Raw genomic sequence first — 25,952 nt, 5'->3', positions numbered from 1 at the left:
TTGACCTTTCAAGGTTAAATTTGCAGCAGTATGTTTGGTATTTAGGCAAGGCAGCGTCTATGTGGTGTGGTATTCCCCATGAATAGACGATAACGCAGCATCAATGCCAAACAGGCGCTGCCCGAAGGGTTCTGCCTAGGGGCGATTTACTCTTTGTTGCCTACATGGATGTAGGTAAGGGGCGTGAGCAGGACGCGGAAGCTTTGCTCGGTTTTTACTTAGCCCACTAGGTTACAAACCTCGAGCCGCGATTAAACCGCCCCTAGTTTGAACAAATTGTAATCTGCAAAGTTCAACAGACCCTAAATATATAAAAGATTAATTTATTACTTCATCATGTTTTTTTAGTAAATTAATAAGTTTCAAGTATATGCCATACTTTTTTATTTTATAATCTACGATATAACCTTAGTAGTTTAAAGGTTATATATAGTAGGATTGGCAAGCGTCAATTCACCTTGTACTAATTTGGATACGACTATTTTTACTACATCATTAAAACACCAGCTCTATCGTCTACTTATGCTTATTTGCATACCTGTTGCTGCTGTCATTTTAGTAACCCTGTGGTTTAGTCGTGACGCAGCTATTAAAGAGCATGAGACAAAAGTGCGCACCATCACTGAGCAACTCATTATCAAACAACAAAGCATGATTGATGATGTCAAAAAAGTTACTGAGTTTTTAGCAAAAAAGCAGGAGAATATTAAATCTTTACCCTCTACCTGTCCTTCATATTTTTTAGATGTTAAGGCACTCAATGGCAATATCGCGAATATTGGTGTAGTAAATAAAAACGGCGACCTAATTTGTACCACAAAAAGTAGCGACACCAATATTAATATTAGCGACCGACCCTATTTTAAAAACGCGCTCACCAGTAAAGAGTTTAGTATTGGCCATTTTCAACACGATCGTAGCCTCAAAGCTCAGAGCATTAACTTTGCTTACCCTATCTTAAATAAGAACAATGATATTGAAGGCGTTATTGTGACCGTAATCGCTTTAGACTGGTGGAGCTCGGCACTTAATACTTTAAATTTATCGACAGAAATTAGAGCTATCATTACTGACTCAAACGGTAGTATTTTAGTTAACTACCCTTTTTCAGCCAATAGACTAGGCAACAAATTGGAAAAGTTTGATTTAGCGCATAACTTGCAAGCTGGTGTCATCTTTAAAGGAAAAGATGGTATACGTAGAGTGTTTCATCAAACAACACTCTATAGTGATGGCAATGACAATAAACTCTCTATTTATATTACTCAACCAATAGATGAAACACTTGAACAAATAGATATTAACTTTGTAAGAATGGTTTTAGGTTTTTTAATTGCCACTCTTCTTTTAGCCGTATTGGCTAGACGATTAGTCAATAAAAGCATTTTAACCCCGATTAAAAGTTTAACGCAGGCTGTTAACCGCTTAGCTGCCGGTAATATGCCCCATGATGATGAGCAGCCCAATAGCCCTGAGCTAAATAGACTTTATCATCGTTTTAAATACATGGCCGAAACTCGCTTAACGGCTGAGGCATGCCTTAAACATAAACATGACGAGCTCAATAGTTTACTTAATGCGCTACCTGATGCTTTTTTACGCGTAGATGCCAATGGCAATATTCTTGATACTGGTGGACGTATTGAATCATTAAATTATAGCCATTCAACACCGCCTAAAAAATTGTCATGTTTATTATGTGCTACCAATTTAAAACAGGTGGAAGCGTGTTTAAAACCGCTCAGTGAGCCAGTTACTATTGAACTTGAAGATAAACAAGACGAGCAGTTCTTTGAAGTTAAAATCAGCCCAATGCAAAAAGCCGATGAGTTTATAATTGTTATTAGTAACATAACGCAACGAAAACAAAACCAAGAGTCTTTGCATTTAGCGTCGTTAGTTTACAACAACAGCAGTGAAGGCATGGCAATCACAGATGAAAATGGGGTTATTTACGATGTGAACCCTGCGTTTTGTGAAACAACTTTGTATTCTCGAAAAGAGGTACTCAATAAAACGGTGAGTATTTTGTCATCGGGTAAACATGACAAACAGTTTTATGATTACATGTGGCAATCAATAAATACAACAGGTCGTTGGCAAGGTGAAATAACCAATCGTCGCAAAAATGGCGAGCTATATGCTGAATGGTTAACCATAGATACTATTTACGACAAAAATAAAGTCCCGACTAGTCGTATTGCTATTTTTACCGATTTGACCGAGAAAAAACAAGCCGACGAGCTAATTTGGCGACAAGCCCATTTTGATCACTTAACCGACTTACCTAATCGACTAGAACTAAAAGAGCGGTTAAATAAACGATTTACGAGCGTTAACAACGACGATCAAAAACTGGTTATTATGCTGTTAGATATTGATCACTTTAAAGATATTAATGACACGTTAGGCCATCATTATGGTGATAGCTTACTTAAGTTGGTGTCTGAGCGAATTGTGCAAACAGCAAAAGAAGCTGATTTTGTAGCGCGTATTGGTGGTGATGAATTTGTTGTTGTGTTTAGTGATTTACACGGTAGCGATAACATCAAGCAAATAGCGAAATCACTGTTACTTAGCCTTGCGTCCACTATTTTTATTGAAGATGAAAAAGTGTATATCAGTGCCAGTATTGGTATTGCCTGCGCGCCAGATGATGGCCAAAATCCAGAGCAACTACTTAAAGCTGCTGACCAAGCTATGTATAAGGCAAAAAATAGCGGCCGCAATGACTTTGAATTTTTCTCACATGATATGCGTGAAGATGCAAATGCAAGAATGCAGTTGCTCAAAGAGCTTCGCTCAGCCATAGAGCTAGAGCAGTTTGAGTTGTATTACCAGCCTATTGTATCGCTTGATGATTTACATATTCATAAAGCTGAGGGACTTATTCGTTGGCAGCACCCAGAAAAAGGCCTGATCAGCCCCGCTGACTTTATTCCCCTAGCCGAGGAAACCAGACAAATCAATGCGCTTGGTCAATTTGTATTTGCTGAGGCACTACAAACACTCAACGACATTAAAAAGCATATTAAAGATGAATTTCAAATCAGTATTAACGTATCGCCGGTGCAGTTGGCAGCCACAGACAGTGGCATAGACGATTGGTACGACATGCTTGAGGCAGCAAATTTACCTGCATCGAGTATTGTGGCAGAAATTACTGAAGGCTTGATGGTTAATCCTGAAGAGCTGACCCAAAGCCGCTTAAAAGCCTTGGTTAAATCAGGGATGCAATTGGCACTCGATGATTTTGGTACGGGTTACTCATCGCTTGCTTACTTACAAGAAATGGATACCGACTACCTGAAAATAGACAAACGCTTTGTTGATAATATTCAAAAAGATAGCCAAGAGCTCGCCTTATGTGAAGCAATTATTATGATGGCTCATCAGCTTGGTTTAAAAGTAATTGCCGAAGGCATAGAAACAAAATTACAAATGGATTTATTACTTGAGGCTGGTTGTGATTATGGCCAAGGGTATTTGTTTTCAAAGCCACTGCACAAAACCTCGTTTATGCAGCTGATAACAACAAACCAAGTAATTAACTTAAACTAAAATAATTAGTTAATCTTGGTTATTGAGTATCGAGGTGATCTGCAACATAAGCACCTCGCTGCCCTCTTCTTTTATCTGGGCCTATCGTGCTATCTTGCGCCGTTTGCTGCTCTAACGCGGCATTGATTGTGGCTCCTAAAATAATGATATAAGCACTAATAAATAACCACATTAGCATAATGACCACCCCGCCCAGGGAACCATATGTTTCGTTGTAACTAGCAAAGTGTGACACATAAAATGAAAAGCCAAAAGATGCCACAATCCATAATACCGTGGCTGTCAATGAGCCTACACTGACCCAACGCCACTTGGCGGCTTTTCTATGTGGCGCATAGCGGTATAAAATTAATAATGCAAAGTTAAAGGTCAGTGCCAGTAATGGCCACGATATAAGCATGATTAAAAAATCGATACTCTCTTTAATTCCCAATAAATTAAGGGCAAGCGGTAATATACCTATGATTACCAATGCAATGACCGCCACCACAATCGCACCCACTGAAAATAATAAACGTACAAGTTGCGCCTTAAAAAATGAGCGTTTTTCGTATTCGTGATAACTAATATTACACGCGGCGATCAAAGCTTGGCTGCCCTTAGAGCTACTCCAAATAGTGAGCAGTAAAGTGCCCAGTGCGCTAAGACTTAAACTGGTTTGAGACTTTTGCGCAAGACTTGAAACCTGAGACAAAATAATCTCTTGGGTACTTTGTGGCAATAACGCCATAAACTGACTTAAATACGCACTAATCTCATTCGGTGAAGCAAAATAAGCATACACAGACACCAATGCCGCAATGGCTGGAAAAATAGCAAGAAGCGCATAAAATGCCACGCCTGCAGCTACTAAGGATAAATTATCACGGCTCATTTGTTTAATAATTCGCTTTGCAATATCCCACCAGCCACGCAGAGGGATATGGTTAGGCTGCTTGGCTCTTTGGCCACGCTTAAAGTCACTCATAGCTAACTCCCTTTTCCCAATTAATTGCAAGATGTTTGCCAAACAAATATCCCTTGGTATTAAACTTGCTGCTATTGTTTTACACAGACCCTAATTAACTCAACCTAACACGGATGGCTCCTATGCTCAGCGCTTTAATTGCAACACTCGCTAATAACGCATCTATTCCTGCAATCAACACCGCTCAGCCAAACTCGGTTTCATGGGACTTTTTAAAAGAGCAAAGCGTGCAATTACTACACTCATTCGTGCAATTACTGCCCACTTTGTTTTTAGGGATTATTATTTTGGTGATTAGTTATTTAATCGCCACCCCATTATCACGCTTGTTAATAAAGCCCGTTACTTACATGACCAACAGTAAATTAGTACACCTAGTTGCTAGGCGTGGCATTAGTACCTTAATCATTTTACTCGGGTTTTACCTATTTTTACGTTTGGCTGGCTTGACTGAATTCGCGGTCGCTATTATGAGTGGCACTGGGTTAATAGGGCTTATTTTAGGGTTTGCCTTTCGGGATATTGCTGAAAACTTTATCGCCAGCTTGTTACTAAGCGTACAACGTCCGTTTAAAATAGATGATGTAATAGAAGTTGATGGCAGAATAGGTATAGTTAAAAAAGTAACTGCAAGAGCAACCACTTTAGTTGACTACGATGGCAATCATATTCAAATACCCAATGCGACTGTGTATAAAAATACCATTAAAAACTTAACCGCTAATCCAAAGATGCGCGATCATTTCTCAATTGGTATTGGCTACGATAATGACATTCACGGCGCGCAAAGTCTTGCTATTAGCGTTATATCAGCTCAAACCTCTGTGCTTAGCGATCCGCCTCCTCAAGTATTGGTTGATAACTTAGGCTCCGCCACTATCAACTTTACTGTTTACTTTTGGGTCAATGGCGAACAATACAGCGTTGTAAAAGTAGCCTCACAGCTTATGCGAGAGTTAATCAACAGCTTTACACAACATAATATAAGTATGCCTGACGATGCTAGAGAGCGTGTATTACTCAATAGCCAAGGTGAAGATATTTACCCCACAGCAAGCGAAGCTAAAACAGAGACAACAGAAAAAACTAAAGAGAAACCACATACTCAAAAACATAAAAACACAGAGCATGAACACAGTATTGATGATGTAAGCAGTGATACGGATGATATTCGCGAGCAAGCCGATGAATCGCGCGATCCGGAGCAAGGCAAAAATATTATATAGATAGGTTCGAGGTTCGAGGTTCGAGGTTCGAGGTTCGAGGTTCGAGGTTCGAGGTTCGAGGTTCGAGGTTCGAGGTTCGAGGAATTTAAAAACCTTGCAGTTAATATTACAAGGTTTTTTTATACCTGTAGCAGCGGGTTCACCCCGCGTCGTTATTAGGTTTTAGGTATTAGGTTTTAGGCCCGTCACCCGTCACCCGTCACCCATGAACTTAAACCAAACCTGCGAGGCATAAAGCCCCGCTTTAAAAATCATTTTGAACCACAGAGTACACCGAGGCGCTTCGCGCTACACAGAAAAGATAAAGCAAATAAACCATGTCTTTAATCATTTCCTCTGTGTTCTCTTTACCTCTGTAGTAAATAAAATCACTAACAGACGCGACATAAAGTCGCTGCTACATTTGCGCGGCATAAAGCCCCGCCTACGTCTAATCCAAACACCGTGCTTGGCTTAATCTCTACCTAAAACCTAATACCTAGCACCTAGAACCTTTGTCTTTAACCAGACGCGGGATAAACCCGCTGCTACACCAGTCAATCTTAACCCGTTCCTCGTCGCTCGTCTCTCGCCGCCCGCAATCCGCCGCCCGACTGGGACCTGACAGCTTATTTCAAACACAAAAAAGCCCGCAGCGTTAACTGCGGGCTTTTTTATTGAATGAGTGAGTCAGCCGGTAAGCCGGGTTCTGTCCTTTCCGAAGAAAGTGATAATCATTCGTCTAGGCCATAAATCGCTCTATGGCTCAAGCAACCTACCCGGTTCCAACGTGGGCCACGCCATAAGGAACCCTATTTGGTCTTGCTCCGAGTGGAGTTTACCTTGCAACCGACTATTACTAGCGGCCCGGTGCGCTCTTACCGCACCCTTTCACCCTTACCAATCCGAAGATTGGCGGTCTTCTCTCTGCTGCACTTGTCGTGGGCTCACGCCCCCCAGCCGTTAACTGGCACTCTGCCCTATGGAGCCCGGACTTTCCTCCCCCTGATCATTTTCGTCACAGGCAGCGATTATCTTGGCTAACTCGGCGCGCAGTATACATGAGAGCACCACACTACGCAGTAAACATTTACTGTTTTTCTTCAATAATTGTTTTATACAACGCGTTTTTCTTCATGCCGAAGTAATCGGCTACTACACCACAGGCTTTTTTCATTGGCATTTCGTTTTCGAGTAACGCTAACATTTTACGGGCTTCTGGCGGAATATCGTCAACTACCTTAGCTTTCCCTGGCAGCATGAGTACTATTTCACCGCGTTGCTTGGTAGGATCGTCAGTTAAAAACTGCTTTAACTCACTCACTGTGCCATTAAAGAAAGTTTCAAAGGTTTTAGTGAGCTCTTTGGCAAATACCACCTGCTGCTCACTACCTAGCGCTACTTCTAAGTCGTCAAGGCTTGCCATAATACGGTGGGTACTTTCATACATAATACTGGTAATACTTGAGTTAACCGCATCTATAAAAAAGTCTTGGCGCGCTTTACTTTTGGCAGGTGTAAAACCAATAAATTGAAAACGGTCAGTAGGTAACCCAGAACAACATACCGCCGTAATAGCAGCACATGCACCAGGCACGGGTGTTACACTTGCGCCCTGCTCACGACATAAATTAACCACCGCATAACCAGGATCACTGATCAGGGGTGTGCCTGCATCAGAAACTAATGCAATATTTAACCCTTGATTAAGTTGGTCGATAATTTGCTGCGCTTTTTGCTTTTCATTATGGTCATGTAACGCAAAGGTTTTAGCCTTAATACCAAAGTGGCTAAGTAGCTTACCAGTATGGCGAGTGTCTTCAGCCGCGATTAAGTCAACCTGCGATAATGTCGCGATTGCACGCTGACTTAAGTCGTCATAATTGCCGATTGGGGTGGCAACAACGTAAAGAGTGCCAATTTTCTGTGAATTCTCCTCATTTAACATTGAGGTCTCCTGCGTCAGTCAGTAATATAAGCAAATCGCGTTAACGTATGGGAAATCATTGTGCGACTTAAACTAGTTAGTCTATTAATTATATTGTCAGGGTTATCGGCGTGTAGCACAACCGAAAAACCAACTAAAACCAGCGATAACTTAAGTAACAGTGCCAATACGCTGAAAAATGAAGCACTGAATGCGCAATCTATTTACCAATTAGCGCAAAACCGCTATGGCGCTGATAAAATTCAGCTACTTTATAGTGCTCGTGATAGCGCAATTACAGAAGAAAACTGGCCACTACTCGAAAAAATATGCACTGAACTTGCACTTACCGCCAGTGTTGATCAAATTCAAAATCGTTTATACATTGCCTTTGCGCAAAAAGAACAAAATAAAAATCAGCAAGCACTTGAGGTACTAAACACGCTTGAGGGGCAACTTAAGCAACCTGAGCATTTTGCTTGGCACCAATTTTTAACTGCCAGCATTTTTGCGTCGCAAGACTTACCAAAACGTGCAGCTCCTTACTTTTTTGCTGCCTCTGAATCGGTAGCAAAAAATAATATTTCTATCCCTAAACTTAATGACGCACTTTGGCATAATTTAAAGCAGCTTTCTTCGTATGCATTAGAGCGATTTAACCGTGGCTCGGTTATTCAACAAGGCTGGGTTAACTTAGCTTTGTATCATCAGGTTTATGCCAACAGCTCTGTTGATTTAGACCAAGCGATTAATAATTGGCGCCGCCGTTACCTTGGGCACCCTGGTACCAATGTTCTACCAAAACAAGATACTTACGCCAATGAATTAGCACCACTAAATATTGAACGCTTAGTTGTGCTATTACCTCAGTCAGGTGCTAACAAGCGCTTAGGGGATGCATTAAAAGCAGGCATACTGGCTGCACTTGATAAAAAAGAGATTAGCGAAACGCTGTTTATTGATGAAAATACCGAAACCGAAGCGTTGAGCGCACAGATTTCGCAATTACAACCAGACTTTGTTATTGGCCCGCTATTAAAAGCCAATATAGATAAGCTCGCTAAGACCAATACATTACTCGATATACCCACATTACATTTAAATACCTTTGATGGCGAACGAACCTCTCTGCAACACTACTTTTTTGCGCTTAATCCAGAGCATGAAGTACAACAAACTCTAGAGCACTTTTTAGCGCAAGGTTATCAAAAACCTATGTTGCTAGCGCCAAATAATACCAATGGTCAGCGCTTAATTGACTACTTTAATCTGCAATGGCAACGCTATAGTGAAACAACCACACAAGTTGGCTTTTACAACGACAATAAAGATATGCCCAATACCATTACCAGCTTACTAGAAGTTGATAAATCAAAAGAGCGTATTAAATCGGTTAAAACACTTTTTAATAAAGAAGTAGAAAGTGAAACCCGTTCACGTGGCGATATTGATGCAATTTATATATTAGGTGACGCCATAGAGACCCGATTAATTAAGCCTTACCTAGATGTTAACGTAAGCACCTTTGCCGACAGAATCCCTATTTACGCCAGCTCTAAAAGTCATAGTAAGCAAATAGATACCACTGACAAAGGCGATTTAGACGGGCTCTATTTTACCGAACTTCCTTGGATGTTAGACTCACAAATTACGCAGCATAATCTTCGTAAGCAATATAATGATTTATGGCCTGAACAGGCTGATATCAGCCAACGTTTATTTGCCATGGCCTACGATGCCGTCGCCATGCTGAATGATATTAGACAGCTGAGCATTACACCCGATAAATACTTTTCAGGCTTAAGCGGAAAATTATCCATTAATAGTGCCGGTGATATTGAACGATCACTGCAATGGGCGCAGTACAGCAATCGCCGTATAAAACCTGTGGAATTAAAAACACAACGCCCTGTGCCGCTATTTATGCAATCTGCAAACGATGGCATAACCATTATTAATTAAGGGGTTAGCATGTCGTGGTTTAAACAGCTGTGGCAAAATAGTCGTGAAAAAGGCCAGTATTATGAGCGCCAAGCGCAAAAGTATTTAGAAGCGCAAGGTTTAAAAGCCATTGAGCGCAATTACTACTGCCCCTATGGCGAACTTGATGTCATTATGAAAGACGGTGACACCTTAGTGTTTGTTGAAGTTAAGTTTCGTAAAAATAACATAAAAGGCGGCGCTAATTATGCGCTAAGTCCGCAAAAACAAGCTAAGTTAAAGCGCACTATTTATCATTACCTTGGTGCTAAAAACTTAAAAAACCAGCCATTACGTATTGATTACGTAGCTATAACAGGCGAACCGTCATTACATATTAACTGGCTGAAAAACGTATTTTAATATCTGATGTATAAAAATAAGACGATTACAGCAGCTTCATGCTGAGCATACAGTTAAACATTAGCTAACGCCTAAAATAATCACCTTTTAATAAAGGCGGTGTGAGCTCACACAGAATTAGAGATAAATTGTTGGTAACCCATGCAAGATACAATTAAAGAAATTTTTAAAGAAAGTATTCAAGTTCAAATAGCCGCAGGCGAAGTGTTGCCAAGCGCGTTAGAATCAGCGGCATTTACCATTGCACAAAGCCTGATCAATGGGAATAAATTGATCTGTTGCGGTACTGCAAATTGCCATATGCTGGCACAACACATGGCTGGCGTACTGGTTAATTTTTACGAAACAGAACGCCCTTGCTTACCTGCAATCGCTCTCTCACAAGAGAATATTAACCTTGGCCAAGGCCATCAAATAGATGACCACGATACATTTGCACGCCAAGTCCGTGCATTTGCTCAGCAAGGTGACTTATTGTTGGTGCTTGCCATTAATGGTAATGAAAAACACATCATCTCTGCAGTAGAAGCGGCACTTACCAAAGATATGAAGGTCATAGTAATGGTAGGTGATGATGGCGGTGAGTTAGTCGGCTTGCTTGGCCATAACGATGTAGAAATTCGTACGCCATCTAAACGCCCGAGTCGCATTATTGAATCGCATTTAGTGAACCTTCACTGTTTAAGTGAGTTGGTGGATTTAACCCTTTTCCCGCAGGACGAAAATTATGTTTAAACGCTCCCTAATTATTCTAGGCACTGTTGTGTTATTACAAGGTTGTGCCGCTGCTGTGGTCGCCGGTACAGCTAGTGCTGTTACTGCCGCTAACGATAGACGAACCATTGGCTCGCAAATAGACGACAACAACATTGAAATAAAAGCCAGCATTGCTATTAGCGAAGATGAACGCCTTAATAAGTTTGCTCATATCAGCGTTATTAGCGTTAACGGTGTTGTTTTGATGGTTGGGCAAGTACCTAATCAAGAAATGAAAAACCAAGCGGTTAAAACCATTGAGAACCTGTCTGGTATTCGCAAAATTCATAACCAGCTTCGCATTGGCTCTAATATTGGCATTACCACGCAAACACACGACTCATGGTTAACCTCAAAAGTAAAAGCGCAGCTTTTAGCGGCTGAAAACATCAGCAGTAATAATATAAAAGTAGTGACTGAAAATGCTGAAGTGTACTTAATGGGGTTAGTATCTGACGCTGAAGCAAACCAAGCCGTAAATATAGCTCGTAACGTCTCTGGCGTAGAGCGGGTAATTAAAGTGTTTGAGTATTTGTAAAAGTATCAGGTTCGAGGTTCGAGGTTCGAGGTTCGAGGTTCGAGGTTCGAGAAATTTAAATACCTTGCGGTTAATATCGCAAGGTTTTTTATGCCTGTAGCAGCGGGTTTATCCCGCGTCGGTATTAGGTTCAAGGTTTTAGGCCCGTAACTCGTCGCTCGTAACGTATTGCCCCCAAAAATCAAACTTGCACGTCGTAAGCCCCACTTAAAAAACATTTTTACCACAGAGTACACAGAGACGCTTCGCGCTACACAGAGAAGACAGGACAAATAAAGCATGTCTTTAATCATTTTCTCTGTGTGCTCCGCCCCCTCTGTGGTGAATAAAATCTCTTTAAAACCTTTTTGCACAAGAGAAGTGAATGAGAAAACAATAACCATTAGCCAAACTGATTAATTCGAGTCTCTAGGCCCGTTGCTCGCTTCTCGCAGCCCGCTGCCGTGAACCCAAACACCGTGCTTGGTTTAATCACTGCCTAATACCTAAAACCTGCTCTTCACTTTAGACCAGACGCGGAATAAATCCGCTGCTACACAAATCAACCTTAACCCGCCTCTCGTCGCCCGTGAACTTAAATCAAACTTGCGCGGCATAAAGCCCCGCCTACAAAACATTCTTACCCAAAGTACACCGAGGCGCCTCGCGCTTCACAGAGAAGACAAAGCAAATAAAACATATCTTTAATCATTTCCTCTGTGTGCTCTGTACCCTCTGTGGTGAATAAAATCACTAAAAGATGCGGAATAAATTCGCAGCGACACCAATCAATTTTAACCCGCCTCTCGCAGCCCGTTGCCCGTTGCCCGTGAACTTTAAAATCAAACTTGCGCGGCATAAAGCCCCGCCTACAAAACATTCTTACCACAGAGTACACAGAGGCGCTTCGCGCTACACAGAGAAGACAAAGCAAATAAAATATGTTTTTAAACATTTTCTCTGTGTGCTCTGCACCCTCTGTGGTAAATAGAATCACTAAAAGACGCGGGATAAACCCGCTGCTACACAAATCAACCTTAACCCGTTCCTCGCCCCCCTTCGCCCGTGAACTTAAACCTATTTTGCGCGGCATAAAGCCCCGCCTACGTTTAATCCAAACACCGTGCTTGGCTTAATCTCTGCCTAATACCTAAAACCTACTGCCTGCTCTTCACTTTTGATCAGACGCGGAATAAATCCGCTGCTACACCAGTCAATCTTAACCCGTTTCTCGCAGCCCGTCGCTCGTGAGCTTTTCTAACCTTTAACCTTTAGCCTTTAACCTTTAACCTTTAACCTTTAACCTAATATTTTCATACAGACATAAAAAAACCGCCTATTAAGCGGTTTTTATCTAACATTTACGGGTTATTTTATAACGCGTAAATGTGAGCCTTTTTTCTTTTCAGGCTTGGGAGCTGGCGTTTCATCAACTATCTCTGGTGATGAATCGACACTTTCAAGCTCTGGAGCAAAATCGTCTTCGTCCTCTAAAAACTCATCTGCAGTAAAGACTGTACCTTCGCCATTTTCGCGTGCGTATATTGCAAGTACAGCCCCTAAAGGCACGTACACTTGCATTGGCTGGCCGCCAAAGCGCGCGTTAAAGCTAAGCTGAGTATTATCTAACGAAAACTGCGTAACCGCCGAAGGGCTTATGTTCAATACAATTTGACCATCTTGGACAAACTGTGTTGGCACTTGCACTGCAGGAAAATCAGCATTAACCACTAAATGTGGTGTGCATTCGTTATCAACAATCCAATCAAAAAAAGCGCGTAGTAAATAAGGACGATTAGAAGTCATTATAAACGGATCTCACGCTCTGCTTCAGTTAAAGAGGCTTGGAATGATTCACGTTCAAATAAACGAATCATATACTCTTTAAGTTCTTTAGAGCCTGCACCATTTAGCTCAATACCAAACTCTGGTAAACGCCATAATAGTGGAGCTAAGTAACAATCAACTAAGCTAAACTCTTCACTCATAAAGTAAGGCGCTTCACTAAAGATTGGTGCTATTGCAAGCAATGCTTCGGTAAGCTCTTTACGAGCTTGCGCGGCATCAGAAGTGTTGTTAATGATTTTTTCAGCTAGGCTGTACCAATCAGTATCAATACGGTGCATCATTAATCGACTACGACCACGCATGACCGGATATACTGGCATTAGTGGAGGGTGAGGAAAACGTTCATCAAGGTATTCCATGATGATGTTTGCCTGATATAAACCAAGCTCACGGTCAATCAGTGTTGGCACTGTGCCGTAAGGGTTAATTTCGTGAAGTGCTTCTGGCAGGTTATCCTTTTCAGCCATATGAATATCTACACTTACACCTTTTTCAGCAAGTACAATGCGTACTTGGTGGCTATACATACAGTTAGCACCAGAAAAAAGGGTCATTACAGGGCGCTTATTGGCAGCTACGGCCATGCCTACCTCCATTAAATAACTAAAACAGCAATAGGGGCTTAAGCCCCTATTGCAAAATTACCTTTAAATATGTTCAAACTTAATGAACATCTCTCCAGTATTCTTTCTTCAGCATAAATGCCAAGATAAATAGGATAATTAAAAATCCGATTACCTTAATACCTAGCGCTTCCGACTCGAGACGTGTAGGTTCACCTACATACTCTAGGAAATTCGTTAAATCACGAACTGCTTGGTCATATTCATCTACACTTAATTCGCCCGTACCATCTGTTTTTATACCAGTAATATGAGTGGTTGTTTTACCATCTACTGTTACTTCTTCAGTAATTGCAGTAGGAACACCTTGCAACTCTTGAAGAACATGTGGCATACCCACCGATGGGAATAACGTATTATTTACGCCAAACGGACGAGATTCATCTTTGTAAAACGATTTTAAGTAGGTGTAAATCCAATCACTGCCACGCACACGCGCAACATTAGTTAGATCCGGCGGAGCCGCACCAAACCATTTTGCAGCATCTTCTTTTGCCATCGCGTTAAGGATATGACCACCCACTTTTGAACCATCAAAAATAAGTTGCTCTTGACCAATCTCTGTTGGAATACCAATGTCACGGAAAGTACGTTCATAACGTTGATACTGCATTTGGTGACAACCAAGACAGTAGTTCATGAACAACTTTGCGCCACGCTGCAAAGAAGGTTGATCAGATATATCGTTACCCGCTTCCATTAGAGGAACTGACGGGCCAGCCGCCATTGCAGGTAACACGTTTACTGATAAAGCAAATAAACCTATTAATAGCTTTTTCATCATTTCGTTAACCTCTCAGGCAATGGCTTAGTTTTTTCATTCTTACTGTAAACAAATAACAGTACGAAGAACATAAAGTAAGTCACAGTACAGACTTGCGAAACAATCGTTTTAAAATCAGTTTGTGGTGTAGCACCAACCCAACCTAAAAGAACGAAAGTAACAACAAAACCTGCAATGTTCCATTTGTGGAAACCACAACGGTAACGAACTGAACGAACCGAACCACGGTCAATCCAAGGTAATAATGCTAGCACGACAATTGATGCACCCATTGCAGCAACACCCATTAGTTTGTCAGGGATTGCACGTAAGATTGCATAGAATGGTGTGAAGTACCAAACAGGGAAAATATGCTCTGGTGTTTTAAGTGGGTTAGCTGCTTCAAAGTTTGGCGCTTCTAAGAAGAAACCACCCATAGCAGGCATAAAGAACACAACCCAACAGAACAAGATTAAGAAACCAACCACACCCACAATATCTTTTACTGTGTAATAAGGGTGGAACGGAATCGCATCAATAATGTCTTTCTTATCAGTGTAGTATTCATGGAACTTAAATTTAGGCTTGTCTTCTTCAGCCACAGTTCCTTTTTTACGTTTGTTATCAATACCGTCTGGGTTATTAGAACCCACTTCGTGTAGTGCAACAATGTGTAAAAATACTAAGATAACAATAACCAATGGCAGTGCAATTACGTGTAATGCAAAGAAGCGGTTAAGCGTTGCACCTGAAATTACATAGTCACCACGGATCCACAGTGTTAAGTCATCACCAATAACCGGGATAGCCCCGAATAATGAAATGATTACCTGTGCACCCCAGAACGACATTTGGCCCCATGGTAATAAGTAACCCATGAACGCTTCAGCCATTAGGGCTAAGAAAATGAACATACCGAATAACCACAGTAATTCACGTGGTTTTTGGTAAGAACCGTAGATCATGCCACGGAACATGTGCATGTAAACAACGATGAAAAACGCAGATGCACCCGTTGAATGCAAATAACGTAATAACCAACCGTACTCTACATCACGCATGATGTATTCTACTGATGCAAATGCACCTTCAGCAGATGGTACATAGTTCATCGTTAACCAAATACCTGTAAGTATTTGGTTTACTAGTACTAACATAGCTAGAGAGCCGAAGAAGTACCAGAAGTTAAAGTTTTTCGGTGCTGGATACTGTGCAATGTGCATGTTCCAAACACGTGTCATTGGGATACGGTCGTCTATCCACTCAACAATTTTACCAAACATTAGGCCACCCCTTGTTCTTCGCCCACTAAAATAGTGGTCTCATCAAGAAAAGTATATGGTGGAATTTCTAAATTTAATGGTGCAGGTACCGATTGGAATACACGGCCAGCCATATCAAACTTAGAACCGTGACATGGACAGTAAAAACCGTCATCAGTTCCTTCCACTTTCTCACCAAAGCCACCTTGTAAAAAGCTAGGTGAACAACCCAAATGCGTACAAATACCTACAGCGACAAAAATCTCTGGGCGTAATGAACGAAAATCATTGGTTGATGATTCTAATTGTTGTGGCTCTTGCGATTGCGGATCACGAAGTTGACCTTCATGTTCTTTCATCTGCTCAAGCATTTTTGGGGTCCGTGATACAACCCATACAGGTTTACCACGCCACTCGACACGTATTAATTGTCCTGGCTCAAGTTTGCTGATATCTACTTCTACAGGCGCACCCGCAGATTTAGCTCGCTCACTTGGATTCCAAGACGCAATAAAAGGAACAGCAGCCCCAGCCGCACCAACACCACCAACAACAGAGGTAGCTATGGTTAAAAAGCGACGTCGGCCATTGTCTACAGGCGCATTGCTCATCCACTTATCTCCACTATGATTCTCAACACTTGCTATATTGAGAACATCAGTTACAGCAGGTTAATTTTTCGAATTTTAAAAGAGAAACGATCATAATTAAAACCCTTGTTTAAAACAAGGTTATTCACAGCCTCCTGCTCGAATAAACCTGACTTGCTCAAATAGTTGATTAAGTAAGCTCGAGTATGAAACCAAATGACTATAGTATCGCTTCCGTAAAAACAATTTGTAAACAAGTACAATCTCACCAACTAAGTACAGTAACAACTGAATTTGGCGACATTAAACTCATTCACTTTATTTGCCCGCCAATTGTAGCAAAAAAATTCACCAATTAACTGATGGATTTAAACTAATTGCGATAATTATTTAACTTTTTTTGCGTTAGTCGGTCATTTTTAAGCTTTCGTTCAATAAATACGCATGCTTTGCCGATTTTGATCAAGCTAATGTCGACATTAGTCGTAAGGGGAGAATTAAAGGTTAAGGGTTAAGGGTTAAAGGTTAAAGGTTAAAGGTTAAAGGTTAAAGGTTAAAGGTTAAAGGTTAAAGGTTAAAGGTTAAAGGTTAAAGGTTAAAGGTTAAAGGTTAAAGGTTAAAGGTTAAAGGTTAAAGGTTAAAGGTCAAACATACTCATATATTTTTGAATGAATATTTAATTTTGAACCTCTTAATCCCAAGCATCGATTGATTTCATCAATGCTGAAATCATACGGGAAAGTTCACGAGTCTCTTCAACCCATTCACCAGCCTTTGTCGTATCAACTTCACCTATTTTTAATGCAATGTAAATTTGAGAGCGTAATTCTCCACAACTCCCCTTAGAATATGATAAAAATCGAATATAATCTTTAGGAGTTATTCGTTCATAACCCTCTGCTATATTTGAAGAAATTGAAAGTGCAGATCGTGTTATTTGATCTTTTAAACCAAACTCTTTGCTCTGCTTAAAATGTAAATAAATCTCGCAAGCTAAATCGGCTGAACGTTGCCATACCCTTAAATCTTCAAACCTCATAACATAACCAGTCAGCTGAAACATGCTTAACTTATAACTGTAAAATAAGAAAGACACAAAGCTTAGATCAAATTTATAGCTCGAACCTTGAACCTTGAACCTTGAACCTTGAACCTTGAACCTTGAACCTTGAACCTTGAACCTTGTACCTTGTACCTTGTACCTTGTACCTTGAAGCAAAATCTTATAGCTACAAAACAAAAAACCCAGCATAAGCTGGGTTTTTGAATTCTTGATAACGTAAAAATTAACGTTTTGAGAACTGTGGACGCTTACGCGCTTTCTTAAGACCCACTTTCTTACGTTCAACTTTACGTGCATCACGAGTAACGAAACCTGCTTTACGAAGTTGTGGACGTAATGACTCGTCAAACTCCATAAGTGCACGAGTGATACCGTGACGGATAGCACCAGCTTGACCAGTAGTACCACCACCGGCAACGGTGATGTGAAGGTCAAATTTTTCAGTCATGTCTACAAGCTCAAGAGCTTGACGAACAACCATGCGTGCTGTTTCGCGACCAAAGTACTCTTCTAAAGAGCGCTTGTTGATTACGATGTTACCAGTGCCTGGGCGTAAGAATACGCGAGCACTTGAACTTTTACGACGACCTGTACCGTAGTATTGATTTGCCATGATAGTGCTCCTTAAATGTCTAGAACCTGAGGCTGTTGTGCAGCATGGTTATGCTCAGTACCCGCGTAAACTTTAAGTTTGCGGAACATAGCGCGGCCTAAAGGACCACGTGGCAACATGCCTTTAACAGCTTTTTCGATGATCATTTCAGGCTTTGCAGCTTGAAGTTTATCAAAAGTAGTAGACTTAAGACCACCTGGGAAACCAGAGTGAGCGTAGTACACTTTATCTTTGAATTTGTTACCAGTAACAGTAACTTTCTCAGCGTTGATAACGATGATGTAATCACCAGTATCTACGTGTGGTGTGTACTCAGCTTTGTGCTTACCGCGTAGGCGATGAGCGATTTCAGTAGCGATGCGACCTAAAGTTTTATCTTCAGCGTCAACTACGTACCAGTCACGTTTTACTGTTTCTGGTTTAGCAACAAACGTTTTCATTTATAAAAATCCAATGTTTTTCAATTAAAACCACAGGTAGTTATTATTAACTACCGCTCTAAGTATGCTACAACCCCTTCGAGTTTTAGACTTTTTCGCCGCTCACAAGTGGCTAAACTATATGAGGACATAGAACGCAACGTGGCAGACGCGGGAGTATACCAGCACTTAAACTACATTGCTACCGGCCGGTTGTTTTTTCCGCAAGAAAAGTTATTACTCAGCGGTCAGCGGTCAGCGGTCAGCGGTCAGCGGTCAGCGGTCAGCGGTCAGCGGTCAGCGGTCAGCGGTCAGCGGTCAGCGGTCAGAAAAGCTAATTATAATTTTAGATTCGAAAAAAGTACTTTCTTTGTGAAAGTAACTATTTTTTGTTAATAAAATCTCAACTATACTTTAAAAATTAAGCATAGGGATTTTGCGTTATGAACTTTGAAAACTTAGAGGTATGGAAGCGTTCAGCCCGCCTTAGCGCTAATATTTATAAAAATACACAACCAATCAAAGACTTTAACTTTAGAGATCAATTAACACGCTCTAGTTTATCTGTTCCTAGTAATATAGCTGAGGGTATGACAAGAGAGAGCGATAAAGAAAAAGTACGCTTTTTAGATATCGCTCGCTCTTCGCTTGCTGAGGCAAGAACCCAAATATATATTGGCATCGATATTAGCTATATTAATACTGACATAGGCAAGTCTTGGCTAGATGAAACTGTTCAACTATCAAAAATGCTAACAAGCTTGATAGCAAAAATAAAGACAAGTGAGTAACCAGTCTTAACTGACAGCTGAAAACTTACAGCTGACAGCTACTCTCTACTTCTGACACACCTCACAAAAAACGGTGCTGCGTTGGCCTAAACGAATTTCTGTTAGTGCTGTGTCGCAATTTACACAAGGCTGGCCTTTTCGGCCATACACTAATAGCTGTTGCGCAAAGTAGCCTGGCTTACCGTCACTTTGGGCAAAGTCTTTTAACGTTGTTCCGCCCTGAGTAATTGCTGCGGCTAGGGTGTCTTTTATAATTGGGATTAACGCTTGGTAGCGTTTAAGGCTTACTTTACCGGCCTCTTTTCGCGGATCGATACCCGCTTTAAATAATGATTCGTTAGCGTAAATATTACCAACCCCTACCACCACGGCGTTATTCATAATAAATTGCTTAACGGGCACTTTTTTATTGCGAGATTGCTCATAAACACGTTTAGCAAAAAAGTCATCAGTGAGTGGCTCTGGGCCTAATTTAGCAAGTAACTTATGCTCTTCATTGGGCGCTTGCCATAAACAGCAACCAAAGCGACGCGGATCGTTTAAACGCAGCGCCTTATTATTCGCTAAAATAAACTCCACATGGTCGTGCTTTTTAAGTGGCTCATTGGCGTTCACAACCCGCAAGTTCCCCGACATACCTAAATGCAAAATAACCGAGCCTAGCTCGCATTCTAACAATAAGTATTTTGCACGTCGTTCAATACTACTAACCACTACCCCCTCAAGTTGATACACCTCATCTGGCACAGGCCAGCGCATACTGGCATTATGAATATTTACCTTAGTCACAACTTGGTTTAGTACATGGGGGGTAATGCCCATACGGCTAACTTCTACTTCTGGTAATTCAGGCATTAATAAAACTCACTTATGAAAAGGTAAAACTTGGAAATAATTGTTTTGCAGTGGTTAAATCTAGCAACAATAATCGCTGACTGGTTTTATCGAATAGATAATACTGGCCATTCGCCCCAAATAATAAGTACACCCAAGGTAGGGGCTCACCGGCTAGTTCAAGCGTGGCTACCGATAGTGGCTTATTCATATCAAGCGCATCAGGTGTGGTGGTCATCAGCGCGGTATTTTGCCATAAATAAACTAGCTCACTAAGTTGCTGCTCTGAGCCTTGCCAGCTAAGCGGTACATTTTTTTGCAAAGCAGTAGTACGCCAACTAGTGCCAATACGCTCAATTTTTTGGTCGATAAATTTAAGTGTTAATACAAAACTTTGAGGAGGAAGTAGTGGCTGCAATTGCGCCTGTGTTTCATCATTCCCTATGTTTTTATGCAGCCCATTTAAAAAGAAGATCATAATCAACATCGAAAAAATAATAACATTGTTCCAACCTTTTCGGCCGAGTTGCATGTGGGTCTTCCAATTAATAATATCGATTTAAAGTGTAACCAAAACTTAATTACACTGTCTATATGTTAAAACCCAAAGACTTTGCTAGAATATCGGCAAATTTTAAGGAGTTTAGTCATGTCAATGTATGTAGTGGGCCATAAAATCCCAGATTCAGATTCAATATGTGGTGCAATTGCACTGGCTTATTTAAAAAACCAAATTGATGAGCCAGCAATTCCAACTCGCCTAGGTGAAGTTTCACCGGAAACACAATTTATTTTAGATAAATTCGGTTTTGAAGCACCTGAGCTAAAACTTAGCTACGCTGGCGAAGACGTTTATATTGTAGACCACACAGAAAAAACCCAAGCACCTGACGATATTGATCAGGCTCGCGTAGTAGGCGTGGTTGATCACCATAAACTAGGTGATTTAACCTCATCGACACCGCTTGAGTGTTGGATCCGCCCTGTTGGTTGTTCAAACACCATTATTAAAATGATGTATGACTTCTACAACGTTGAGATCCCTAAAGACATTGCCGGCATTATGCTTTGCGCCATTTTAAGCGACACGGTTATTTTTAAGTCACCAACCTGTACTACTGCCGATATTAAATGTGTTGAAGCGCTTGCAGAAATTGCAGGCATTGAAGACTTCAAAGAACTAGGCATGGACATGTTCCGCGTTAAATCAGCCGTTGAAGATACGCCAGTACGTGACTTAGTAATGCGTGACTTTAAAGACTTTAACATGAACGGTAACCTTGTTGGTATTGGTCAGTTAGAAGTTATTGACCTTGCGGTATTTGACGAGATTAAAGCCGATCTTGAAGCCGACATCGCCAAGCTTAAAGAAGAAGGCGGTCGTCATTCAGTATTTTTACTTCTGACCGACATTATGAAAGAAGGCTCACAAATGCTAATTGCATCAGACGATGCTAGCCTAGTTGAACAAGCCTATGGTGAAAAACCAGAAAACGGTAAAGTATGGCTAGACGGCGTATTAAGTCGTAAAAAGCAAGTAGTACCCCCACTACAAGACGCTTTTAAGAGCTAGGTTCGAGGTTCGAGGTTCGAGAAATTTAAAAACCTTGCGGTTAACATCGCAAGGTTTTTTTATGCCTGTAGCAGCGGGTTCACCCCGCGTCAGTATTTGGTTTTAGGGTTTAGGGCTTAGGTTTAGGTGCCTAACTCGTCGCTCGTAACCAGCAGCCCGTGGCCTTAAGCCTTTAACGATATTTTAATCACTACCAAATAAATCGCGTGTGTATACTTTATCTGTTATGTCACTCAGCTCATCAACCATTCGATTAGACACAACAATATCTGAAAGTTGTTTAAACTCATTTAAATCACGGATTACTCGTGAATTAAAAAATACATCATCTTTCAATTCAGGCTCATAAACAATCATTTCAATGTTGTAGCCCATAATACGTTTCATAATCCCTTGAATGGCTGACGCCCTAAAATTATCAGAGTTGGTTTTCATAACCAACCTGTAAATACCCACCACTTTTGGATTACGTTTAACAATTGAGTCTGCAATAAAATCTTTGCGGGTAGTATTAGCATCAACAATCGCACTTATCATATTATTTGGCACATCTTTGTAATTAGCCAATAGCTGCTTAGTGTCTTTTGGTAAGCAATAACCACCATAACCAAATGAGGGGTTATTGTAATGTTCGCCAATTCGAGGGTCGAGTCCCACCCCCTTTATGATCTGCTTACTATTTAAATTATGTGATTCAGCATAGGTGTCTACCTCGTTAAAATAAGCAACACGCATCGCTAAGTAAGTATTAGAGAAAAGCTTTATCGCTTCAGCCTCAGTTGAGTCAGTAAAAAGAACCTCTATATTCTCTTTTATAGCGCCCTGCTTTAACAAATTTGCAAATGCAGTAGCGCGTTCGCTTTGCTCACCGACAATAATTCGTGATGGGTATAAATTATCGTACAAAGCCTTACCTTCACGTAAAAATTCTGGTGAAAATAACACATTATCAATACCAAACTGCTTTTTTACTTGCTGTGTAAAGCGCACAGGCACCGTTGATTTAACTACTATTACCGCATCGGAGTTATACATGAGTGCATCTTTTATAACTGCCTCAACAGAGCTAGTGTTAAAGTTATTCGTATGAGTATCGTAATCGGTAGGTGTAGCAATAATAATGAAATCAGCATCTGTATACGCCTGATTTTTATTTATTGTAGCAGTGAAATTTAAATCATTTCGCTGTAAATATTCACTAATGTAATCATCAACAATGGGGGACTGCTTATTATTTAATAACGCAATTTTTTGTTCGTCTATATCCAATGCAATGACTTCATTATGTTGTGCTAACAACATTGCATTAGATAAACCAACATAACCCGTGCCCACCACTGTTATCTTCATAAGTAGCCTTAAAATAAAAAGTAATGCTATGAATAACAAAAGTATAGTTAAAGCTAAGTTATTGGCAAATAAGGAGCTCTTTTGTTTATAATTTTGTTCCTTACTTTGCACCTCTAAATCATCATGCGCTCTTAGCAACTTAGTATATAACCCATTTAAGTTATGCATGAACTGAGAGAGAAGTGAGCGAAAGTGAGACCCCCTTGCTTCACGACTAAATTTTAAATCGCGCCCCTAGCTCGTACTCTTTAACATTCCACTCTTAACCAAACACCTGTACGGCATAAAGCCCCGCCTACAAAACATTTCTTGCCACAGAGAACACCAAGGCACTTCGCGCTAAACAGAGAAGACAAGGCAAATAAAACATGTCTTTAATCATTTCCACCGTGTACTCTGCGTCCTCTGTGGTAAATAGTGTTTTAATTTTTTGAACCACAGAGAACACCGAGGCGCAACGCGCTACACCGAGATAAAAAGCTTTAATTACTGAAATCTCAAAATCTAACAACTGCTCTTTAACTTTTGTCTTTAATCACTACCTCTGTGTACTCTGTGGCCTCTGTGGTAAATAGTGTTTTAATTTTTTTGAACCACAGAGAACACCGAGGCGCAACGCGCTACACCGAGAAATCCAGTGCTTATATCTAAGTTCTAATATCACTGCTCTTTATCTTTAATCACTTCCTCTGTGCACTCTGTGAGCTCTGTGGTAAAAAATCACTAAAAGATGCGGGATGAACCCAGAGCAAAAGCTAAACGGCATATTTGAAAAGCAACTCTAGGATCTAGGTTTTTACTAGCACCTCGCGCAATTTTGCTATGGTAACCCGCTAAAGTTCCAAACTATTAATTGCCTGCTATATTTACTTATAAAATAAAGGCGTTAGGCTCTAGGTGCTAGTCTCGAGCTTTGAGCTTCGAGCCGGAACACGTAACCCGTGGCCTGCAGCCAAAACATAAGGACATAAAATGCAAATACTTCACCACGGAGCGGTAAATGGCGTAACAGGCTCATGCCACCAGCTGATAATAAACGATCAAAGCTCTTTTCTAATTGATTGCGGGCTATTTCAAGGTGAAGATTCTGTTGATGATCTTAATATTGAATTTAATATAGACACAGTTCGCGCGTTGATCGTCACCCATTGCCACATCGATCATGTTGGCCGAATCCCCTATTTATTAATGGCTGGCTTTAAAGGGCCTATATTTACCTCTGTTGCATCAGCAAGTTTACTGCCACTAGTGATTGAAGATGCATTAAAAGTGGGCGTTACGCGCGATCAAAAAATAATAGACACCTGCTTAAGATTACTTAAACAGCAAATTGTCGAAATAGATTTTAAAACTTGGTTCGAACTTCCTTGTAAAGGTGAACACTCAGCGAAAGCCCGACTACAACGGGCTGGGCATATTTTAGGCTCCGCCTATGTTGAAATAGACATAAGCACACCTCCCCGCAAAGCTAACAATATTCATAGAGTGGTTTTTTCTGGTGATTTAGGGGCGCCCTACACGCCTTTATTACCCGCCCCTAAAGCCCCTTATAAAGCAGATACTTTAGTTATTGAGTCAACCTATGGGGATAAAAACCATCAAGGCCGAAAACAACGTACGCAAACCTTAAAAGCCGTGATTGAGCGCGCAGTTGCCGACAATGGCGTCGTACTTGTACCCGCGTTTAGTATAGGCCGTACACAAGAGCTGTTATACGAACTTGAACAGCTTATTCATGCCTCCACTAAAAATTCACCTTGGCGCTCAATACAAGTAATACTCGACTCCCCCATGGCGGCTAACTTTACTCAGCAGTACCGAAAATTTAAATATTTATGGGATGAAGAGGCAAAACAAAAAGTAGCCAAAGGCCGCCACCCTCTCGACTTTGAAAACCTCACTACAATAAACACCCACAGCGAACACCTAGCGTTAATAAATTACTTAGCGACCCGTCAAACACCTGCGATTATTTTAGCGGCCAGTGGTATGTGTAGCGGCGGGCGAATAGTAAACTACCTAGAGCGATTTTTAACCGACAAAACCACCGACGTACTCTTTGTAGGTTACCAAGGGCGCGGCACATTAGGTCGTGATATACAAACCTACGGCCCAAAAAATGGCTATGTAGTTATTAATAATACCCGCATTAATATAAACGCCAAAATACACACCATAAGTGGCTATAGCGCTCACGCCGATCAACCGGGATTAATTAAATTTGTAACCGGTATGCGCAAAAAGCCTCAGCATATAAAAATAGTCCATGGCGATGATGAGGCTAAAAATGCACTCGCTACAAAATACAGGGAAGTGTTGGGTGATACAGTGAAGGTTGAAATTGGCAAGGGATAGGTTTTAGGTTCGGGGTTCGGGGTTCGAGGTTCGGGGTTCGGGGTTATCATGCATGTTTAATTATAGAAATCAATTTACCAAACATTTTCGCAATACTTTCACATTCATGTAAAGCGTATTCTGTTTGCTCATAATTAATATGACTTAACTCAAAAGCAATCATTAGCTGAGTTTTTAATTCACCGACAGATCCTTTAGCTACAGAAAGAAAATAAGCTCTTTCTTTGTCAGAACAACGTTCATAGCCCTCTGCAATATTTCTAGGCACTGAAACAGCACTACGGCACATTTGATCTTTTAAACCATAATCCTTTAAAGCTGCAAAAGTTTGGTATACAAACAAACTTAATGAGAAAGACTTTTTCCATACATCTAAATTTTCATATCTCATAACCATTCCTTGGTTTTAATATTTCTATGTGATTTTAAACTATAGTGAAGATATGACTTAATTTAAAGTTTAAGGGGTTTTAGATCGTCGCCCGTAGCCCGTTACCCGATGCTCGTAGCTCGTCGCCCGTCGCCCGTCACCCGTCACCCGTAACTCGCAACCCGAGTACAGTATAAAATAGCAACACTTAAGTTGCTAAAA

The 25,952-nt window shown here is 40.8% G+C and carries 23 protein-coding genes and 1 other RNA gene; 9 read left to right on the top strand and 15 right to left on the bottom strand.

Annotated features, from left to right (window positions below):
- Positions 1–522 precede the first annotated feature (522 nt).
- On the top strand, positions 523–3,561 hold the full coding sequence (locus BW139_RS12420; protein WP_076919916.1) for an EAL domain-containing protein: 3,039 nt from the start codon (positions 523–525) through the stop codon (positions 3,559–3,561).
- A 19-nt stretch (positions 3,562–3,580) separates the two neighbouring features.
- Here BW139_RS12420 and BW139_RS12415 read toward each other — a convergent pair whose 3' ends face one another.
- A complete protein-coding gene (locus BW139_RS12415; protein ID WP_076919880.1) occupies positions 3,581–4,528 on the bottom strand; it encodes a YihY/virulence factor BrkB family protein in 948 nt (315 codons plus the stop codon).
- A gap of 122 nt (positions 4,529–4,650) precedes the next feature.
- Between BW139_RS12415 and BW139_RS12410 the strand changes: the two genes are divergently transcribed.
- Positions 4,651–5,754, top strand: coding sequence for a mechanosensitive ion channel family protein (locus BW139_RS12410; RefSeq protein ID WP_076919879.1), 1,104 nt, complete (start codon positions 4,651–4,653; stop codon positions 5,752–5,754).
- A 661-nt stretch (positions 5,755–6,415) separates the two neighbouring features.
- Here the strand turns inward: BW139_RS12410 and rnpB are convergent.
- Positions 6,416–6,781: RNase P RNA component class A (gene rnpB / locus BW139_RS12405), an RNA gene on the bottom strand.
- 42 nt (positions 6,782–6,823) lie between these two features.
- Positions 6,824–7,681: a 16S rRNA (cytidine(1402)-2'-O)-methyltransferase gene (gene rsmI / locus BW139_RS12400; protein WP_076919878.1), complete on the bottom strand. Its 858-nt coding sequence runs from the start codon at positions 7,679–7,681 to the stop codon at positions 6,824–6,826.
- Positions 7,682–7,741: 60 nt separating this feature from the next.
- Between rsmI and BW139_RS12395 the strand changes: the two genes are divergently transcribed.
- The 4 genes from BW139_RS12395 (at position 7,742) to dolP (ending at position 11,297) form a co-directional block, all read left to right on the top strand.
- Positions 7,742–9,622 (top strand): penicillin-binding protein activator, encoded by a 1,881-nt coding sequence (locus BW139_RS12395; RefSeq protein WP_076919877.1) that lies wholly within the window; start codon positions 7,742–7,744, stop codon positions 9,620–9,622.
- Positions 9,623–9,631: 9 nt separating this feature from the next.
- Positions 9,632–10,003, top strand: a complete 372-nt coding sequence (locus BW139_RS12390) for a YraN family protein (protein ID WP_008110719.1) — start codon at positions 9,632–9,634, stop codon at positions 10,001–10,003.
- A 141-nt stretch (positions 10,004–10,144) separates the two neighbouring features.
- Positions 10,145–10,738: an SIS domain-containing protein gene (locus tag BW139_RS12385; RefSeq protein ID WP_036981300.1), complete on the top strand. Its 594-nt coding sequence runs from the start codon at positions 10,145–10,147 to the stop codon at positions 10,736–10,738.
- Positions 10,731–11,297, top strand: a complete 567-nt coding sequence (gene dolP / locus BW139_RS12380; RefSeq protein ID WP_076919876.1) for a division/outer membrane stress-associated lipid-binding lipoprotein — start codon at positions 10,731–10,733, stop codon at positions 11,295–11,297. Before BW139_RS12385 ends, dolP begins: the two co-directional genes overlap by 8 nt.
- Before the next feature lie 1,347 nt (positions 11,298–12,644).
- On the opposite strand, the gene BW139_RS12365 is transcribed toward dolP, so the two are convergent.
- From BW139_RS12365 to rplM, 8 genes are all read right to left on the bottom strand, one after another.
- A complete protein-coding gene (locus BW139_RS12365) occupies positions 12,645–13,082 on the bottom strand; it encodes a ClpXP protease specificity-enhancing factor (RefSeq protein WP_008110860.1) in 438 nt (145 codons plus the stop codon).
- Positions 13,082–13,708 carry a stringent starvation protein SspA gene (sspA, locus tag BW139_RS12360; RefSeq protein WP_008110861.1) on the bottom strand — a complete coding sequence of 209 codons (627 nt, stop codon included), beginning with the start codon at positions 13,706–13,708 and terminating at the stop codon, positions 13,082–13,084. Before sspA ends, BW139_RS12365 begins: the two co-directional genes overlap by 1 nt.
- Before the next feature lie 79 nt (positions 13,709–13,787).
- The gene (locus BW139_RS12355) at positions 13,788–14,531 is read right to left on the bottom strand and encodes a cytochrome c1 (RefSeq protein WP_076919873.1); all 744 of its coding nucleotides are present in this window, start codon (positions 14,529–14,531) and stop codon (positions 13,788–13,790) included.
- Positions 14,528–15,793, bottom strand: coding sequence for a cytochrome b N-terminal domain-containing protein (locus BW139_RS12350; RefSeq protein WP_010390662.1), 1,266 nt, complete (start codon positions 15,791–15,793; stop codon positions 14,528–14,530). Before BW139_RS12350 ends, BW139_RS12355 begins: the two co-directional genes overlap by 4 nt.
- Positions 15,793–16,383 (bottom strand): ubiquinol-cytochrome c reductase iron-sulfur subunit, encoded by a 591-nt coding sequence (gene petA, locus BW139_RS12345; protein ID WP_010390661.1) that lies wholly within the window; start codon positions 16,381–16,383, stop codon positions 15,793–15,795. Before petA ends, BW139_RS12350 begins: the two co-directional genes overlap by 1 nt.
- A 670-nt stretch (positions 16,384–17,053) precedes the next feature.
- Positions 17,054–17,401 carry a four helix bundle protein gene (locus tag BW139_RS12340; protein WP_076919915.1) on the bottom strand — a complete coding sequence of 116 codons (348 nt, stop codon included), beginning with the start codon at positions 17,399–17,401 and terminating at the stop codon, positions 17,054–17,056.
- Between the two features lie 247 nt (positions 17,402–17,648).
- A complete protein-coding gene (gene rpsI, locus BW139_RS12335) occupies positions 17,649–18,041 on the bottom strand; it encodes a 30S ribosomal protein S9 (RefSeq protein ID WP_024600778.1) in 393 nt (130 codons plus the stop codon).
- A gap of 8 nt (positions 18,042–18,049) precedes the next feature.
- On the bottom strand, positions 18,050–18,478 hold the full coding sequence (gene rplM, locus BW139_RS12330; protein WP_008110876.1) for a 50S ribosomal protein L13: 429 nt from the start codon (positions 18,476–18,478) through the stop codon (positions 18,050–18,052).
- Positions 18,479–18,900: 422 nt separating this feature from the next.
- On the opposite strand from rplM, the gene BW139_RS12320 reads away from it, so the two are divergent.
- The gene (locus BW139_RS12320) at positions 18,901–19,248 is read left to right on the top strand and encodes a four helix bundle protein (protein WP_076919872.1); all 348 of its coding nucleotides are present in this window, start codon (positions 18,901–18,903) and stop codon (positions 19,246–19,248) included.
- A 45-nt stretch (positions 19,249–19,293) separates the two neighbouring features.
- Here BW139_RS12320 and mutM read toward each other — a convergent pair whose 3' ends face one another.
- The gene (gene mutM, locus BW139_RS12315; protein ID WP_076919871.1) at positions 19,294–20,103 is read right to left on the bottom strand and encodes a bifunctional DNA-formamidopyrimidine glycosylase/DNA-(apurinic or apyrimidinic site) lyase; all 810 of its coding nucleotides are present in this window, start codon (positions 20,101–20,103) and stop codon (positions 19,294–19,296) included.
- Positions 20,104–20,116: 13 nt separating this feature from the next.
- Positions 20,117–20,614: a hypothetical protein gene (locus tag BW139_RS12310; RefSeq protein WP_076919870.1), complete on the bottom strand. Its 498-nt coding sequence runs from the start codon at positions 20,612–20,614 to the stop codon at positions 20,117–20,119.
- A 117-nt stretch (positions 20,615–20,731) separates the two neighbouring features.
- Between BW139_RS12310 and BW139_RS12305 the strand changes: the two genes are divergently transcribed.
- Positions 20,732–21,655, top strand: a complete 924-nt coding sequence (locus BW139_RS12305; RefSeq protein WP_054202322.1) for a manganese-dependent inorganic pyrophosphatase — start codon at positions 20,732–20,734, stop codon at positions 21,653–21,655.
- Between the two features lie 183 nt (positions 21,656–21,838).
- Here BW139_RS12305 and BW139_RS12300 read toward each other — a convergent pair whose 3' ends face one another.
- On the bottom strand, positions 21,839–23,005 hold the full coding sequence (locus BW139_RS12300; protein WP_076919913.1) for a nucleotide sugar dehydrogenase: 1,167 nt from the start codon (positions 23,003–23,005) through the stop codon (positions 21,839–21,841).
- A gap of 972 nt (positions 23,006–23,977) precedes the next feature.
- Between BW139_RS12300 and BW139_RS12295 the strand changes: the two genes are divergently transcribed.
- Positions 23,978–25,360 (top strand): MBL fold metallo-hydrolase RNA specificity domain-containing protein, encoded by a 1,383-nt coding sequence (locus BW139_RS12295; RefSeq protein WP_076919869.1) that lies wholly within the window; start codon positions 23,978–23,980, stop codon positions 25,358–25,360.
- A gap of 46 nt (positions 25,361–25,406) precedes the next feature.
- Here BW139_RS12295 and BW139_RS12290 read toward each other — a convergent pair whose 3' ends face one another.
- The gene (locus tag BW139_RS12290) at positions 25,407–25,751 is read right to left on the bottom strand and encodes a four helix bundle protein (protein WP_076919868.1); all 345 of its coding nucleotides are present in this window, start codon (positions 25,749–25,751) and stop codon (positions 25,407–25,409) included.
- Positions 25,752–25,952 lie beyond the last annotated feature (201 nt).

It is taken from the genome of Pseudoalteromonas sp. SK18, assembly GCF_001974855.1.
Taxonomy (GTDB): Bacteria; Pseudomonadota; Gammaproteobacteria; order Enterobacterales; family Alteromonadaceae; genus Pseudoalteromonas.
The sequence above is the reverse complement of the archived record's forward strand: the minus strand, read 5'-3'. Positions and strand labels throughout refer to the sequence as shown.